The 16,316-nt window shown below is 51.4% G+C and carries 13 protein-coding genes and 1 riboswitch; of the genes, 8 read left to right on the top strand and 5 right to left on the bottom strand.

The annotated features are described in order from the left end of the window. Positions 1-68: 68 nt before the first annotated feature. Genes IE055_RS05005 through IE055_RS04995 form a run of 3 tightly spaced genes read right to left on the bottom strand, consistent with a single transcriptional unit; the run spans position 69 to position 4,699 of the window. The gene (locus IE055_RS05005) at positions 69-1,778 is read right to left on the bottom strand and encodes a solute:sodium symporter family transporter (RefSeq protein WP_189398874.1); all 1,710 of its coding nucleotides are present in this window, start codon (positions 1,776-1,778) and stop codon (positions 69-71) included. A gap of 18 nt (positions 1,779-1,796) precedes the next feature. Beyond that, positions 1,797-3,938 (bottom strand): glycoside hydrolase family 31 protein, encoded by a 2,142-nt coding sequence (locus IE055_RS05000; RefSeq protein ID WP_189398873.1) that lies wholly within the window; start codon positions 3,936-3,938, stop codon positions 1,797-1,799. A gap of 41 nt (positions 3,939-3,979) precedes the next feature. Further along, positions 3,980-4,699 (bottom strand): GntR family transcriptional regulator, encoded by a 720-nt coding sequence (locus IE055_RS04995; RefSeq protein ID WP_189398872.1) that lies wholly within the window; start codon positions 4,697-4,699, stop codon positions 3,980-3,982. Positions 4,700-4,926: 227 nt separating this feature from the next. Between IE055_RS04995 and IE055_RS04990 the strand changes: the two genes are divergently transcribed. The 3 genes from IE055_RS04990 to IE055_RS04980 are packed head-to-tail and all read left to right on the top strand — an operon-like array spanning position 4,927 to position 7,903. Next, positions 4,927-5,895 carry an aldo/keto reductase gene (locus IE055_RS04990; protein ID WP_189398871.1) on the top strand — a complete coding sequence of 323 codons (969 nt, stop codon included), beginning with the start codon at positions 4,927-4,929 and terminating at the stop codon, positions 5,893-5,895. Positions 5,896-5,925: 30 nt separating this feature from the next. Further along, positions 5,926-6,900 carry a TauD/TfdA family dioxygenase gene (locus tag IE055_RS04985; RefSeq protein WP_189398870.1) on the top strand — a complete coding sequence of 325 codons (975 nt, stop codon included), beginning with the start codon at positions 5,926-5,928 and terminating at the stop codon, positions 6,898-6,900. A gap of 13 nt (positions 6,901-6,913) precedes the next feature. Beyond that, positions 6,914-7,903 (top strand): YeiH family protein, encoded by a 990-nt coding sequence (locus IE055_RS04980; RefSeq protein ID WP_189398869.1) that lies wholly within the window; start codon positions 6,914-6,916, stop codon positions 7,901-7,903. A gap of 23 nt (positions 7,904-7,926) precedes the next feature. On the opposite strand, the gene IE055_RS04975 is transcribed toward IE055_RS04980, so the two are convergent. Both IE055_RS04975 and IE055_RS04970 read right to left on the bottom strand, forming a co-directional pair. Continuing rightward, complete coding sequence (locus IE055_RS04975) at positions 7,927-9,219, bottom strand: RsmB/NOP family class I SAM-dependent RNA methyltransferase (RefSeq protein ID WP_189398868.1); 1,293 nt, start codon at positions 9,217-9,219, stop codon at positions 7,927-7,929. 86 nt (positions 9,220-9,305) lie between these two features. After that, complete coding sequence (locus tag IE055_RS04970; RefSeq protein WP_189398867.1) at positions 9,306-9,977, bottom strand: SDR family NAD(P)-dependent oxidoreductase; 672 nt, start codon at positions 9,975-9,977, stop codon at positions 9,306-9,308. A gap of 320 nt (positions 9,978-10,297) precedes the next feature. On the opposite strand from IE055_RS04970, the gene IE055_RS04965 reads away from it, so the two are divergent. From IE055_RS04965 to IE055_RS04945, 5 genes are all read left to right on the top strand, one after another. Then, positions 10,298-10,765: an Hsp20 family protein gene (locus IE055_RS04965; protein ID WP_189398866.1), complete on the top strand. Its 468-nt coding sequence runs from the start codon at positions 10,298-10,300 to the stop codon at positions 10,763-10,765. A 145-nt stretch (positions 10,766-10,910) separates the two neighbouring features. Further along, a riboswitch (cobalamin riboswitch) is annotated at positions 10,911-11,063 on the top strand. A 175-nt stretch (positions 11,064-11,238) separates the two neighbouring features. After that, positions 11,239-13,056: a TonB-dependent receptor domain-containing protein gene (locus IE055_RS04960; RefSeq protein WP_189398865.1), complete on the top strand. Its 1,818-nt coding sequence runs from the start codon at positions 11,239-11,241 to the stop codon at positions 13,054-13,056. Positions 13,057-13,130: 74 nt separating this feature from the next. Further along, entirely contained in the window at positions 13,131-13,748 is a 618-nt protein-coding gene (gene cobO, locus IE055_RS04955; RefSeq protein ID WP_189398864.1) for a cob(I)yrinic acid a,c-diamide adenosyltransferase, read from the top strand. 34 nt (positions 13,749-13,782) lie between these two features. Then, positions 13,783-15,279, top strand: coding sequence for a cobyric acid synthase (locus tag IE055_RS04950; RefSeq protein WP_189398953.1), 1,497 nt, complete (start codon positions 13,783-13,785; stop codon positions 15,277-15,279). Then, positions 15,276-16,313, top strand: a complete 1,038-nt coding sequence (locus tag IE055_RS04945; protein ID WP_189398863.1) for a FecCD family ABC transporter permease — start codon at positions 15,276-15,278, stop codon at positions 16,311-16,313. The genes IE055_RS04950 and IE055_RS04945 overlap by 4 nt, the downstream gene beginning before the upstream one ends. The last annotated feature ends 3 nt before the right edge of the window (positions 16,314-16,316 follow it).

The following is a 16,316-nucleotide window of genomic DNA, read 5'->3' as shown; positions in this document are numbered from 1 at the left end:
AAGAGTTATATGCGTCCTCGGTCGTGGTGCGCTTGGTTCGAATCAAGACGCAAAAAAAGTGCTTCGTGTTAGGAATGCGTTTGACGCGGTCGTTTAATTGACCAAAGGCATAGCGCAACATTAAGCAATACGCACACGCTAGCGTAAACCCAGAACGCTGGCGTAATTCCGCCAACCAAACCGACCGGAGAAAAAAGCAAATACACCAGGATTATCGCGCTAATCATCGTCATGCTTGCCGCCGGCGCGTAACGCCATGGCCGCATATCCACCTTAGCAGCATGCTTAAAGTGCCAATCCGTGCTGCGGGGCTGCCAGTAACTGATCAACAACATAATGGCAACCTCGATCACAAATAACACCGCGTAGATATGGATGAAATTTAAATCGATATCGATGACAAATTTAAGTAACCCATAAGCCACAACATGGAAACAAATCGCGACTTTAGCGGCAAGTGCGGGTACCCGGCGCGTGAAGAGCCCGACCAAGACAATCGTGATAACGGGAATATTATAGAAACCCGTAAAGATGCGAATAATCTGCCACAAACCCTCGGGGGCAAATTGCAGCAGCGGCGCTACGATAAACGAGAATATGGCGATCACAATACTGGCAATTTTCGCCACTTTGATTAACTCTGAATCAGATACTTCGGTTTTTTTCAGCGGTTGGTAAACGTCCAAACAAAACAGCGTCGCAGCGCTATTCAACAAAGAGTTAAACGAACTAAATACGGCGCCAAGTAACACGGCGAGGAAAAAGCCAGACAAGTAGATGGGCAAGACATCTTTGACCAACTGTGGATAAGCCAGATCGATAGACGGGAGGGTCTCGCCACCGTGATTGTAAAGATGGTAGGCAATAACCCCGGGAATCATCATCATAAACGGCACCAACAGCTTGAAGAAACCCGAGAGCAATACGCCCTTCTGTCCTTCTGCCAAACTTGCCGCACCGAGCGTACGCTGAATAACGTACTGGTTTGTGCCCCAATAAAATAAATTGGCTAAGATCATGCCGGTAAAAATCGTCCCAAAAGGCACTGGATCAGTTGGCGAACCAATTGCGTTTAGCTTATGCGTTTCAGTGGTCGCCACGGTGGTCAGGCCTTGCATAAAACTCCCGTCTCCGAGCAGAATCAAGCCCAGTGTTGGCACCAGCAACCCAATAATGAGCAGCCCGATGCCATTGATAGTGTCGGACACAACAACTGCCTTCAACCCGCCAAACACGGCGTACACTGCGCCGACTGACCCCACAATCAACACGGTAACGACGAGGGCTTGCGAGTAAGGCAGGTTCAACAACGTAGGTACATCGAAGAGTCGCAATACGGCAACCGACCCAGAATAGAGAATCGATGGTATGGTGACTAGGCCATAACCAACCATAAATAGAACCACGGTTAATCGACGTACGCCGTCATCGTACCTGTCTTGCAGAAACGTAGGCAATGTGGCGAAAGCACCTGATAAATATCGAGGTAAAAACACCAATGCCATAATGATCGTCGCAAAGCCCGCTGTGACTTCCCAGGCCATGGCACTCATATTAAAGCCGTACGCCGAGCCATTTAGACCGATCAATTGCTCAGCTGACAAATTCGTGAGCAACATTGACCCCGCGATGAATGTGCCAGTTAAGCCTCGTCCAGCCAAAAAATAGCCGTCCTTGTCATCCACACTTCCTTTGGTTTTTTGATACGACAACCAGCCGACGAGTGCCATAAAGAAGACACACGACAACAGCGTAAATATGAGTTCGTTGGCAAACATGCCTCCCCCTGCTCCAGCCTATTGTGGCCAGAATCGTTCTATTTTGTAGTTATTGTCTTGGTCCATCGGTATGTCCGATGTAACTTGATGTAGCGCATTCAACGGGATTCGTGAGCTGGTTTGAATGAACGCCGGAATCTCGTCGAGCGCAAGCGCCAACCTGTGCACTCGTCCCCCGTCGTAGACAGCTTGCGATGCGCTCGCATTGATATCGAGTCTCACCCATTGCCCGTGTGGAAAATACACGTCAACAACGCCGTCAGGCGAGAAACAAGGTGCAACCAGAATATCTTCACCAAACATGAATTGATTTTCGAACGCCCATGCCTGCTTCTCATTTGGAAATGACAACACCATGGGGCGCTGTACCGGAATACCGCTCTCGGTGGCTTGGCGCATTGTGCGCTGAAGGTAATACTGAAGCTGATACCGTAATAGGATCGCAGATCGCACCGCAGACTCTGCAGCCGCGTCGTAGGACCACGGCTCACGTGCCCCGATACCATGGAGTCGGTAGTGTGCAGAAAACACACCGGCTTGAGCCCAGCGAACATAAAGTGCAGCGTTTCGCGTATCTTTATAAAATCCACCGATATCCGTTGCATAAAATGGTGCGCCAGAGAGCCCCCAAGACAAGCCACCGCGGATATTCCCCATCATGCCTTCCCAGTCTGCCTGTGGATCGCCGCCCCATTGACTGTTGTACCGTTGGCTGCCAGTCCATGCTGAGCGGCTAAATAGGAAAGGTCCAGACTGACAGTACATTTCTGCCGCTTCATAAACGCACCGGTTGTACAGGTGTGCATACACATTATGCAATGCCAAACCATGCTCACCGTTGTGCGCGATCATCTGGTCATCTTCGACCTGCTCACCAAAATCAGCCTTGATCATATCAACACCGAGTTCAAACAAAGGCTTGTGTGCATCTCGCCAAAATGCGTAAGCATCTGGGTGCGTAAAATCCACAATCCCAGAATCGGGCAACGGCGTAAGTACCTTGCCAAAAGCTTGCATGTCCCACGAATAGCGATAGGCCTCGCCCGTGCGCCGATCTTTGAGTAGCCAGCCCTTCTCAGCAAATTCGTCAAACCAAGGATGCTGAACGGAAATAAGCGGATACTCCCAAACGCAGATCTTAAAATTAAGCTGCTTTAAACGGTCGATCACAGGCTTTGGATCTGGATATCTTGACGCATCCCATTCGAACGCAAAGCGTGTATCGGTATCCTGCCAAGCGCGACCATCAAAGGTAATCACATCGCAAGGAAGTTGACGTCGCCGCACATCTTCCGCCACAGCAATAATTTCATCTGCGGTTTTGTAGTAAGCTTTGGACAGAATGGCACCACCCGACCAACTTGGCGGTGGTGGTGCGTAACCGGTGATATCCGAATAGAGCCGAAGCATCGTATGGCCGACGCTTGGCGCAACGACATCGGGATCCGATAACAGCACGAAGATATCGAGCACAGTATCTTCGATGTACGCGCAATAGCTACGCTGCGACCATGCCGGAAAACCTACTGCATGTGTGACGGCGGCTGGTGTATGGATGAACACGCCCCACCCTTCGGGACTCCAGCCAAACGGGGTGTTTTTATAGGATATCTCGCCATTCACACCCAGCGCGTCGTGATTGTATGATCGGACTAACTGACCGCGCTTATCCAGAGCCCCCCATTTTTCGCCTAAGCCGTAAAACCGTTCCCCAGACGCCATAGCCATAGACCAAAGCCATCCATCTTCAGTGCGAGCCAAGGGTGGTATGCGATGTTGACGAACAAAGTGACCGTCATTGGCAGAGGCTGCCAGTACTCGCCCGCGATGATTGACCACCTGAAACGCGAACGGCGCGAAGTCCACTCGCATCACATAATGTGGCGAACTAATTTCTGCATACTCCTCCATCACATTGAGCGACAGCTCGCTGAGTGCCGGTGGATTGAGCACAAGCTGATAATCGTATTGTCGTTGCTTATCGGAAGCGAAGCGCACACCATGTTCGAACATTTCCACCGAGATGGTACCAATAGACAACGGTATCGAAACCCGAGTACTTGAGCAGTGTTCGAGTGTTCCTACCACATGCGCTGCGTCAATGGCGTTCCAGTCGGGGGTATCCAGAGATAGTGATTGGGCCAGTTTGTTTTTAGTCATAAATTACACAATCACGCTGGCCACCTCAGCGCATAGTTGAGTTATTTTATGGTGACCGAATAAACAAAATTGTTACTGCTACAATAAGCCGTGCTCACTTCAATAACACGACCATCGATACTGATACTCGAGCGCGTGTTTTTTAGCGCGGGCGCGCCCGGCTTTAAGTCCAGGTGCTCTGCAATTTCTTCAGACAAAATGACAGCGCTCAGTTCATCACGCACTTCAACTACACTCATGCCATACTTTTCTTGATAAAGCGTGTAGAGCGAGTTCGGTAACTCTTTTTCTTTGTCGATGTCTGGAAACAATGATAAAGGCTGAACAACAATCTCATAAATCGCTGGTAAATCTTTGATAGTTCTTAGCCTTTGCATTTCCACTAACTGCACGTTCGAGCCCAAACCAAATCTCGATTGTTCTTGCTTTGTTGCCTTGCGACGTCGTGTCCCGATCACCGTGGTTTCCGGAATAACCTTCTCGCCACCGGGCTCGCGGTATCGAAAAAATCGATACAAGGAACTCTCTTGAGTGTGCTCAGACACATAGGTGCCCTTACCTTGACGGCGGCGCAACAAGTTTTCCGCCACCATCTGATTCAACGCTTTTCGCACGGTGCCTTGACTGACCCCGAGTTCTTTTGCCAACGCGAATTCACTCGGCAGCGTCTCAGCGGGTTTCCAGTAACCATCGACCAGTCGCTTGACCAAGACGTCGTAAACCTGTTTATAAAGCGGTTGAAAATTTGTTGTAAGGGACATGGCGCACACCCGAATAGTTGAATTTAGTGTGGTTCGAGACATGACAACAACCGCTGCCAGTTTCACGAACTCCACCCTATTCTAACCAAGTCTCAAACAATAAGGACCTCTGCAATGCAAATAATACGCCAAGACCTCATACAAAATAACTTTGATATCTTATATAAGATATAATAATATTGAGCGCAGCATAAATGCAACACCGACAACAAAAAACCAAAGAATTGATGAACACTAAAACCCTCACTCAGATTCCTCCCGTTGGTTTCGGCCTGTGGAAATTGCCACCTGAAACCTGTGCCGATACGGTATATAAAGCCATTGAACTGGGTTACCGACACCTGGATAGCGCCAGCGACTACGGTAACGAGCGCGAGGTCGGCATGGGAATAAAGCGTGCATTAAACGACGGCCTTTGCACCCGGGACGAACTGTGGGTCACGTCGAAGCTTTGGAACACCCATCACGCGCGTGAGCATGTTCTACCGGCGATTGAAAAAAGCCTGAGTGACTTACAATTAGACTATCTTGATTTGTATTTAGTGCATTTTCCGATCGCTCAAACGTATGTTCCAATTGAAACCCGTTACCCTGCAGGCTGGTTTTTTGACCCTGCGGCAGATGCGCCGCGGATGGTCCCAGCCAAAGTGCCATTGAGTGAAACATGGCAAGGAATGGAAGATATTCATGCCGCAGGCCTTGCCCGTCAAATTGGAGTGTGTAATTACAACACTGGACTGTTACATGACCTACTAAGCTACGCGCACGTGAAGCCAGCGATGATGCAAATCGAAGCGCACCCTTACCTCACACAAGAACCACTGCTGCGTTTGTGTGCCATGAACGATATCCCGGTCACTGCCTTTTCGCCCCTCGGCGCGCTGTCTTATCTAGAATTAGACATGGCCACCCAGCAAGAGTCTGTGCTCAGCCAACAGAGTGTATTGGAAGCAGCTAAACGAACTGGAAAGACACCAGCTCAAGTCGTGCTACGCTGGGGGATTCAGCGCGGTACAGCGATCATCCCCAAAACCAGTAAGCCAGAACGAATGATCGAGAATGCCGCGCTCTTCGATTTCGAACTCAGTGACGCGGAAATGCAGTCGATTAGTGCATTAAACCAAAACCGTCGATTTAATGACCCCGGGGTATTTTGTGCTCAGGCATTCAATCGCTTTCACCCAATTTATGATTAATATCAATTGCGCACGTCAAGGAGTCCACTCATGATTAACTATCAGACAAGCAAAGACCAACTCCAGTTCGAATCCGGCGTTTTCCCTTCTATTGTGGTAAACGAGCAAGAGTTTCGCACGCTGGACGAAACACGCGCATGGCTACAGGCCAACCAACAAGAACTGGAAACCGAATTGGCCCAATCTGGAGCCCTGTTATTCCGCGGGTTTCCGGTTGTTGATGCCGAATCCTTCGATACCTTTTCAGATGCGTTTGGCTACCCGAGCTTCACGTATCAGGAATCACTATCAAACGCGGTAAGGATCAATTTCACTAAGCGTGTGTTTACGGCCAATGAGGCGCCCAAAGACGTTGAGATATTTCTTCACCACGAAATGGCACAAACACCCAAATCGCCGCAAAAACTGTTTTTTTTCTGCAAGTCCGCTGCAGATCAAGGTGGCGCGACCCCCCTCTGTCGCTCTGACATGTTGTTCGCAGGGTTGGAAGCAGCCGACGCCGAGCTAGCCGCCAAGTTTGCCTCACTCGGCTTATTGTATACCACGCACATGCCAGCCGAAGACGATCATGCATCAGGTCAGGGCCGCAGTTGGCGCAGTACCATGAGTGCGCAAGACATCACCGAGGCCGAGGCCAAGTTGGCGGGCATGGGCTACACTTGGGAATGGGATTCAAACGGTGGCCTGCGTGCTACCACGCCGGTTCTACCCGCCGTACTGACATTGGAAAACGGCACGCGCGTATTTTACAACCAGCTCATTGCCGCGTACCTTGGGTGGCAAGGCGTGCGTGAAAATCCCTCGCGCGCCATCACCTTCGGTGACGGCTCAGCGATCCCCCGTGAGGGGCTGGATCTCATTGTCGATTTGGCCCAAAAATACACCTTCGATTTGCAGTGGCAGGATGGCGATGTGGCATTGGTGGATAATAAATTAACCATGCACGGTCGCCGTCCATACAGTGGTGAACGAAAACGTGAAGTACTTGTTGCATTAGCCGCATAAGGTTCAGATTTTTATGGGTTTTCTCAACGCTTGGCAGCGATTTTCACCCGGAATTGGTGTGGTGGGGATTACTGGATTGGCGGCCATGTTCTTAAGCGAACATTACGCAACGCCGGTAATGCTGCTGGCGCTCCTGCTGGGCATTGCAGTCTCATTTCTCTATGAAGAAACGAAGTGTCAATATGGCATCGATTTTGCAGCCAGCCACTTGCTCAAGGCTGGCGTTGCGCTGATTGGATTGCGGGTCGCGGTAGCCGATTTACTCGCGCTGGGATGGCAGGCATGCTTGCTGCTTGCTCTGGCAGTCGGCTCCACGATTCTGATCGGTCTGACCATCAGCCGACTTGCTGGTATGTCACGTTATTTCGGTGCACTCAGCGGTGGTGCGGTCGGAATATGTGGCGCTTCGGCAGCACTGGCAATCTCCTCGGTCATGCCAAACTACCCTGGCCGTGAACGTGATACCTTGCTAACGGTGATTGGCGTTACCTTACTTTCTACGGTCGCCATGATTATGTATCCGATTCTCGCTGCGAAACTCGGCTTGTCAACTTATGAAACCAGTTTATTTCTGGGTGGCACTATCCACGATGTAGCCCAGGTGGTTGGTGCCGGTTACTCCGTATCAACCGAAACTGGGGATCTGTCAACCCTGACTAAACTGGTACGCGTTAGTTATCTAGTACCCGTGGTGTTGATGTTCGTGCTTTTTCTTAAAGCCCGTAAAGAGCACACAGAGGCTCACCGAGTTCCGCTTTTACCCTGGTTTCTCACCGCGTTCATCGCCTTGATGATACTGAACAGCCTTGTCACTCTACCCGAAACATTGATTACCGGCGCCAGTGAGGTGTCACGCTTTGCGTTGGTGATGGCCATCGCGGCTATCGGTATGAAAAGCAACCTGCGACAGTTGTTGCATGTTGGCGTGAAACCAATTCTGATTTTGGTCACCGAAACAGCCTGGATTGCGCTGATCATCCTGCTCTACATCAAGCTTATGTAGTGTCGGATTGGATGCCTTTTAAATCACTTCGCTTGGCGTTCAAATGCAGACAAGAAAAAAGCGTCCGTGTCACTCAGTGCAGGCAAAGTCTGAAAGGTATTTGCATTGACGATCACGCTCTCGTGCGCCACACCCAGCGAATCCGGGGATGGTAGTGGTGCCGCGACAAAGTCAGTGAACTCGGCCGCAAACCACGCAGCCTGATCATGGTTTTCCACATTAAGTAGCGAACACGTTGCGTAAACCAGTTTTCCACCTGGCTTCACTAAGCGCTGTGCACTGGTTAATATAGAGCGCTGCAATGCAACCAGCTCGTCGACATCAATGGGTGTCAAGTTCCAGCGACTGTCGGGACTTCGCCGCCAAGTACCGGTTCCTGAGCACGGCGCATCAACTAACACCATATCCGCTCGCCCCGCATGCTGCTTGACCCATTTATCCTGCTCTGAACTCAAGACGTGCGTGCGGATATTATGTACACCAGCTCGATTTTTACGTTTTGCCAATTGACCGAGTCGCTTGGAGTGCACATCGCAAGCATAGAGTGCACCTTTGTTACCCATCATGGCGGCCATGGCCAGCGATTTACCGCCTGCACCAGCACAAAAATCAACGACCGTTTGACCCGCTTGTACCTGGGTCAACCACGCTAATAGCTGTGAACCTTCATCCTGAACTTCAAACCAACCGTCGCGAAAAGCTTGTAAGTTAAATAGCGCAACTCGGCCATCGAACCGCAGCCCCCACGGTGACAGCGGTGTCGGTGTGGCAGATAACCCTTGTTGCGTAAGATTTGCCAGCAATTGATCACGGCTGGCTTTGAGCGTATTGACCCGAATATCCGTACTGGCGCGGTCACTCATCGCCAACATTTCGGTATCCAGTCGATCACCAAGTGACGCCGACAAGCTTGGTTCTAGCCACTCGGGGTAATTTAAGCGCACATGTTGTGGCGCGGTCTCGAGGACCGCCGAGTCGATGCTCGCCAACTTGGCGAGTATGTCCGCGCTAAATGGTACAGGGCTGTACCGATCTCCATTGAAAAGCGCGGCAACCGCCTGCCCCTGCATGTGGTTTAACACCGCCACCAAGCCACGATTATCCACCGGCAAGCTTACACTAGACAGCAAGTACCCCAATGCGTTGCGTTGACGCAGCACGGCGTAAAAGTGCTCTGAAATAGCCGCTTTATCTTTTGATCCTATGTAACGTCGCTGCTTAAAGTACCCGGCCATTAATCGATCGGCTGGGTACTGAGTCTCATCACGCTCGTCGAGAAGCTCAATGGTGGCTTGAATCTGGGCTGCGGGTTTCATCGTATTCGCGTTAGTTAAAGTAGTGTTGCTGAGGCTTTTGTCAATCGAGCGCGACTATAACATGGCTGCGGCATTCAAGCGTACGATTACCACGGCAACGGGTTTCCATCCCAGTTAAAAAAACCACCACTGTCTTGCGCAGTCAGACGGTCGGTGAGCGCCAGCATGCGACGTGCCGATTCACTCGGTGTGTAGTACTTGCCCGGCTTTATGTTACGCGCATACGGAGCCGTGAGTTCACCACGAGTGGTTCCCGGATGCACCGCAACTACGCATGTTTTAGGCTTAATTCGGCGTAGCTCGATCGCCGCCGTGCGGACCACCTGATTCAGCGCTGCCTTTGCGCTGCGGTACCCGTACCAACCTCCGAGCTTATTGTCCTCAATACTGCCGACCATGGCACTTAACACAAGAAAATGACTCGCTGCTTGTTTACGCAATAACGAACTGAACCACCGCAATGTCATGGCAGGTAAAATTGTGTTAACAGCAAAATATTCTGCCAGCACATTGGGGTCGAGGTCAGCCAGTTTCTTCTCTGGTTGAATACGATCGTTATGCAAGGCTCCGATACAGCATATAATACGATCGAACTCACCAATTTTAGCCAATCTGGCGGCATGCATCTGCAGGTGCGAACTGGAATAATCGCAGTTGTCGCGAGACAGTTGATGCAACTCCGTTTCTGGCGCCATCACGTCGCACAAAGCACGTCCTATCGTGCCATTGGCACCGATCACAAGACTGCGTGTTTGCATAATCACCTCCCAAGTCAATTCGAGCGCAGCATTCCATATCTCAGGTGAACCGTACGTGAGACTGCGTCCCCTATCAGCATGCAACAACGCTTGATATATTTTGCTTCAACCCCAAGAACATGTTCGCTAATACGTTGATTTTAATAACCAAAAAAAAATTACTGAATTACTTGAAATCGAATTTTGCATCCCTAATTAATTACTGTCGACGGCTGAAGAAGCGTTGACCAAGCAGCTCAGCACCAGTGCTCTACACGAGGCTTTTGCTGAAAAACTTTAATCATTTATGGCTCACAGAGAGCATGAATAGGAGATTTATTATGAACCGTATTGACCTTACACCTTTATATCGCAGCAGCGTTGGATTTGATCGTTTTGGCTCGTTGTTAGACGCAGCTTTCCAAACCGAGAAGTCATCTGCGGGTTACCCTCCTTACAATATTGAGGTTATTGAGGAGAATAACTACGCAATCACCATTGCTGTTGCGGGCTTTAAGCAAGACGAGCTCGACATCCAAGTCGAAAACGGTGTCCTGACTGTGCGTGGCAAAAAGGAAGCGGAAGAAAACAAAACCACATTCCTGCACCAAGGCATCGCCTCACGTTCGTTTGAGCGCAAGTTTAATCTCGCTGACCACGTCGAAGTTGTCGACGCTGGCTTGGCAGATGGCTTGTTACGAGTCCATCTGGTCAAAGAGATCCCAGAGGCCATGAAGCCAAAATCCATTGCGATCAATTCTGCGGCACCGCGTGCAATCGAGCACGAGAACAAAGACAAAGCCGCATAGCGCAAACTCAGTGGACTAATGCGGCCTGACCGCGTTTAGCCGAAAGCCAGTTGCCAACACGGCAACTGGCTTTTTTTATATCGTTAGCAAATTCATCGCAAGGTTTCGCCACACACGCAATTGACTTTAAGTGACCCCGCCCTATAATCGGCCGCAGAACACAGGTCCGCCTCGCAGTTTGGCGGTTAAACTGGGAAGTTGGTGTAAATCCAACGCTGCCCCCGCAACGGTATTCAGTCCGAGCATCCTCAGATGTCGCGATTGTGAGTCCGGAACCGGCCTGAAATGTCAGTCACCGCGTAACGGTGCTGCACAGGTTCTAGACCGTTGATGGAGCGGAGGGCTACCATCCAAGGGCAAGTTACGTCGCGTATTCCGAGTTCCGTCCCTGTAGTGACTCGACCAGCGTAACCCTCCTTGATTCCTCGCTTTATCACCTTACACAAATTTTATATATAAGGTGTTAAAACCCAATGACTATTCCCGTCAAATCCACACTCGCGGCAGCCTGCCTGCTGGCCGCCAGCAGTGTCCATGCTAATTCAGACATCCCGACTTCACCACGCGACCAGATCGTTGTCACCGCCAAAGGCGGCCAAGCTTGGAACGAAGCACTTCATACGGCCCATATCTTTACCTTGGAAGACATTGAATCAGCACAAGTTGCTGACATTCCAGAATTACTGGCTGCCATCAGCGGTGTTAACGTGATCGAATCCGGTGGTCGAGGCTCCGCAACCAGCGTATTCGTGCGCGGTGTTTCTGGCTCACAAACCATTGTGTTAATCGATGGCGTTCGCGTTGGCAGTGCCACGCTCGGTGAGGCGGCGCTAAACAGCTACCCCATCGAAGCGATTGAGCGTATCGAAGTATTGAAAGGACCTTTCTCGGGGATTTACGGAGCCGATGCGGTTGGTGGTGTCATTCAGATTTTTACCAAGAAAGGTGGCGATGGCTTGGGATCAGTAAGCGCTGCCTTCGGCAGCCACTCATTGCAAGAATACGATGCCAGTTTCAACGGCGGCGGTCAGGGTTACAGCTTCCACGTAGCCGCGCACAGTGAAGATACCGACGGCATCGATCGCACCTCAATCCTTACCGGTGGCAACGACGACATCGACAGCTTTGAAGAGCAAGCGATCAGCGTTGGCGGTCAGCTCGCCATCGGCGAAAACACAGTTGCCAAGCTGTCCGTGCTTGGTACTGACAACGCGGTGGAATTCGATGACACATTCGGTAACGACGGGGGCCGCTATACCGAGACCAAAACGCTCAGCACGGCATTCGCAATCGAATCGAATTTGAGCGCGTCACTCCGTTGGTCAACCACGCTGGGTCTAAACGAAGATGAAGCAGAAACATTTAGCAGCTTCCCCTCGCTATTTGAGACCAGCCGAGAGAGTCTGGGTACCGAGTTGTCTTGGAGTGAAAACGCTAATTTTGTGGTTACCTTGGGAGCCGACTACTACCAAGAGGAAATCGACTCAACGAATACCTACGACCTCACCGAGCGCGACAACGCGGGCGTCTATGGACAAGTCAAGCTAACCGGTTCGCGCACTGGACTTGTTGCCAGCCTGCGTTACGACGATAACTCAGCCTATGAGACCAACACAAATGGCAGTATTGCGGGTAGTTTCAATTTGACCGACGATGTACGTCTCGTTGCCAGTTATGGCACCGCATTCGTTGCGCCTTCGTTTAATTACTTGTATTTCCCAGGCTTCGGCAACCCAGACATTCTACCGGAAGAATCCGCCAGTACGGAGCTCAGCTTAGTTGGGGAACATCGCAATTTAAACTGGCGCGTCTCTGCGTATCAAACGGAGATCGAGAACCTATTTAGCTTTGACTCAAATACGTTCCTTGCTGCCAATATCGGTGAAGCGGAACTGGAAGGGATTGAAGCGGAGCTTGGCACATCCGTTGCCGATTGGCAGCTCAAGTTAAATCTAGACTTATTATCGGCCACCAATAAAGACACTGACGTCGAATTGGATGGTCGCGCCGAACAAAATTTCGCGGCAACGGCAAGCCGGCGATTTGACAAATTAGAAGCCCGATTTGATTTGCGCGCGCAGCGCGGCTTGTATGATCGGAGCGGTACAGAACTACCGAGTTACGGATTATTTGATATTGGTGTGGTGTATCAATTGAATGATCAACTTCGCGTGTCGGCCAAAGTCGAGAACGCGCTAGATAAAGATTACACCTTAAACTTGGTAAACAGTGTCGACCGGTACAATACTGAAGGTCGGACTGCACGCATCAGCGTACGATACAGTTTCTAGATCGGTCGTCCCTTTCCTTGGTTGGACTGTTGCGACAAGGCGCTCAGTCCAACACAGACAAACCCGGAACAACTATGAGTACCAAAAACCAAACAGACGATCAAAAACTGCATCGTAAGAAAATGCAGAAGCAAAAAGAAAAAGTCGACGCAGCCATCGCAGCGGCCAATCAAGAACGCGGTGTGGCTGTCCTGTTAACTGGTAACGGCAAAGGTAAATCCAGCTCAGCGTTTGGTATGGTGTTTCGCGCACTTGGTTACGGCCAAAAAGTGGGCATCGTGCAGTTTATTAAAGGCGCGCAACAGTCTGGCGAGGTCAATTTTATCGCAGCGCACTGCCCCAGTGTCGATCTGGTACAAATGGGCACGGGTTTCACCTGGAACACGCAGGATAAATCGGCCGACATCGCCGCAGCGGAACGAACCTGGCAGGACGCAGCTCGAATGCTGGCCGATGAGCGCTACGACCTCGTGGTTTTAGATGAACTTACCTATATGCTGGGATACAAATACTTACCGCGCGACTTAGTATTGCCGGCAATCGAACATCGCCCTCGCGAGCAAAGCGTGGTCGTAACCGGTCGCGGTGGCGGCAGTGAACTGCGTGACATCATGGACACCGTGTCGGAAGTTAAAAATATTAAACATGCCTACAAAGCCGGCATAAAAGCGCGCCCAGGCGTGGATTGCTGAATTGCTGAGCGGATTCCGACATAGTCAAACACTGATGGTGCAAGGGTGCACCTCGGACGCTGGCAAATCGGTCATAGTGGCTGGACTGTGTCGTGTCCTAGCGCGTGACGGAAAACGCGTAGCCCCATTCAAACCCCAAAACATGGCGCTCAACAGTGCCGTGACAGCTGATGGCGGCGAAATCGGCCGTGCACAAGCGGTGCAAGCGCAGGCTTGCAATGTGCCAGCCCACACGGATTTTAATCCGATATTGCTAAAGCCCAACACAGATATTGGCGCGCAGGTGATTGTACATGGTCACGCTGTTGGCAATATGCAGGCACAGTCGTACCACCAATACAAACAGGTGGCATTGCAGGCGGTACTGGACTCGCACCGTCGGCTCACCACGCAGTATGCACACATTGTGGTTGAAGGCGCTGGCAGCCCAGCAGAGATCAATTTACGAGATCGGGACATAGCCAATATGGGCTTTGCCGAAGCCGTCGACTGCCCGGTGATTTTGGTCGCCGACATTGATCGTGGTGGCGTGTTTGCGCATTTAGTCGGCACGTTGTCGTTATTGTCTGCGACAGAACAGGCGCGAGTCGTAGGCTTTGTGATTAACCGCTTTCGTGGCGATATTGCCTTACTACAATCGGGACTGGATTGGCTGGAACAGCAAACTGGCAAACCGGTGTTGGGTGTTGTGCCCTATTTGCATGATTTTTACTTGGATGCAGAAGACGCGATTTGTGCGCAGCAACCCGACGCGGGCGCTACCAGTAAGCTCAATATTGTGGTTCCGGTGTTGCCTCGGATCAGTAATCACACCGACTTTGATGCACTGAGACTGCATCCCGATGTGCAGTGCCAATTCGTTTCGATTCACGAGCCCTGCCCACCGACAGATTTAATTATTTTCCCAGGTTCTAAGAACGTTATCAGCGACCTGCGTGCCCTAAAGCAGGCTGGCTGGCAAGAGACGCTCGAACGCCACTTACGCTATGGCGGGCGCGTGCTTGGTATTTGTGGCGGCTATCAGATGCTCGGTCAGTCAGTGCAGGACCCGCTAGGTATTGAAAATTCAGAACCCGGCGAGACGGAGACCGGATTTGGCCTATTAGCCTGTGAAACGGTGCTGCAACCGCATAAGCAATTGCGACAATGCCAAGGGCAGATTCAGCTCGGGTCCCTTCGTGCCGCCATCACTGGCTATGAAATTCATTGCGGTACGACCACCTCCGATGAGCGCACGCCCGTGCATCTCAAGGATGGTCGTGGGGATGGGAGCGTTTCGGCCGATAACGCCGTATTGGGCAGTTACTTACACGGTCTATTTGACCACGCCGAGGCGGCTCATGCCCTTTTGACATGGGCCGGTTTGCGATCCGAAAATCACCTCGACCTGAACGCAATTCGCGAACACCAGCTGGATCGTCTGGCAGACTGTTTAATCGAATCCCTGAGTCCTGAATTGTGGCTAGCGCTGGGCGTCGATATTAATAGACATATCCCAGCGCAAACGACTTCGCGGCAGGCACGTTCATGATCGCCGCATCTGTGAATCGAGGGCGGCAACGCATTCTAATTAGCTTAGGGTTAGCGCTACCCGTCAGTTTTGTGCTGGCACTGGCGCTCGGGACCATCTCGATTCCCTGGCATGAAACGCTGGCAGTCTTAAGTGGTAATTCGGATGCAAGCCGAGCGTCATTGGTCATTGAGCAGATCCGTCTTCCCAGAGCGATTCTGGCAGCACTGGTCGGTGCTATATTGGGGGTCACTGGCGCGACAACACAGGGTTTGTTCCGCAATGCGTTAGCAGACCCATCTTTGATTGGGGTCACCAGTGGCGCATCCGCCGGCGCGGCGTTAGCGATCTTCTTTGCCGGCGAGCTCCTGATTCTCACTGGATTATCGGGGCTCGGTCTGGTTTCACTCGGTGCCTTTATTGGCGGCGCGCTCGCGGTGATCATCGTCTACACATTGGCGACAAATCAGCATGGCACTTCCGTCGCGACTATGTTGCTGGCCGGTATCGCCATTACCGCCCTTGCCACTAGCCTGACCAGCTTGTTGGAATTCTTTGGTGATGATGAAATGTTGCGGCGTATCACGATTTGGCGCATGGGCGGATTAGACGGTGCAAACTATCAGCGTGTGTGGGCTGCCATTGTTGGTGGCGGGCTAGTATTACTAAGCTTACCCCGTTTTGCCACTGCCTTAAACGCGTTGTTGCTGGGCGAATCTGAAGCTCGCCACCTTGGTTTGTCCGTGCAGAAGATCAAGATCCAGTTGATTTTACTCGTCGCCCTAGGTGTTGGCGTGTCGGTTGCCTTAGCTGGCACAATCGCCTTTATTGGCCTGGTGGTGCCGCACATAGTTCGTCTTCTGATTGGGCCAGATCATCGCTATCTGTTGCCCGCATCGGCCATTGGTGGCGCGACGCTGCTTTTATTATCGGACACCGTAGCGCGCACCGTTCTATCGCCAATCGAACTACCGGTAGGCTTGATCACTGCATTGCTTGGCGCGCCCTTTTTTATCTCGTTGCTGCGGCACCGTCGCGACTATGGGATGCGCTAGCCA

It is taken from the genome of Arenicella chitinivorans (assembly GCF_014651515.1).
Lineage (GTDB): Bacteria > Pseudomonadota > Gammaproteobacteria > Arenicellales > Arenicellaceae > Arenicella > Arenicella chitinivorans.
Note: the sequence above shows the minus strand (reverse complement) of the source record. Positions and strands in the feature narration are given on the sequence as shown.

What these genes read in the sequence shown, in the direction of transcription:
- IE055_RS05005 (WP_189398874.1), bottom strand. Translation starts at nt 1,778, where the DNA reads ATGTTTGCCAACGAACTCATATTTACGCTGTTGTCGTGTGTCTTCTTT.
- IE055_RS05000 (WP_189398873.1), bottom strand. Translation starts at nt 3,938, where the DNA reads ATGACTAAAAACAAACTGGCCCAATCACTATCTCTGGATACCCCCGAC.
- IE055_RS04995 (WP_189398872.1), bottom strand. Translation starts at nt 4,699, where the DNA reads ATGTCCCTTACAACAAATTTTCAACCGCTTTATAAACAGGTTTACGAC.
- IE055_RS04990 (WP_189398871.1), top strand. Translation starts at nt 4,927, where the DNA reads ATGAACACTAAAACCCTCACTCAGATTCCTCCCGTTGGTTTCGGCCTG.
- IE055_RS04985 (WP_189398870.1), top strand. Translation starts at nt 5,926, where the DNA reads ATGATTAACTATCAGACAAGCAAAGACCAACTCCAGTTCGAATCCGGC.
- IE055_RS04980 (WP_189398869.1), top strand. Translation starts at nt 6,914, where the DNA reads ATGGGTTTTCTCAACGCTTGGCAGCGATTTTCACCCGGAATTGGTGTG.
- IE055_RS04975 (WP_189398868.1), bottom strand. Translation starts at nt 9,219, where the DNA reads ATGAAACCCGCAGCCCAGATTCAAGCCACCATTGAGCTTCTCGACGAG.
- IE055_RS04970 (WP_189398867.1), bottom strand. Translation starts at nt 9,977, where the DNA reads ATGCAAACACGCAGTCTTGTGATCGGTGCCAATGGCACGATAGGACGT.
- IE055_RS04965 (WP_189398866.1), top strand. Translation starts at nt 10,298, where the DNA reads ATGAACCGTATTGACCTTACACCTTTATATCGCAGCAGCGTTGGATTT.
- IE055_RS04960 (WP_189398865.1), top strand. Translation starts at nt 11,239, where the DNA reads ATGACTATTCCCGTCAAATCCACACTCGCGGCAGCCTGCCTGCTGGCC.
- cobO (WP_189398864.1), top strand. Translation starts at nt 13,131, where the DNA reads ATGAGTACCAAAAACCAAACAGACGATCAAAAACTGCATCGTAAGAAA.
- IE055_RS04950 (WP_189398953.1), top strand. Translation starts at nt 13,783, where the DNA reads ATGGTGCAAGGGTGCACCTCGGACGCTGGCAAATCGGTCATAGTGGCT.
- IE055_RS04945 (WP_189398863.1), top strand. Translation starts at nt 15,276, where the DNA reads ATGATCGCCGCATCTGTGAATCGAGGGCGGCAACGCATTCTAATTAGC.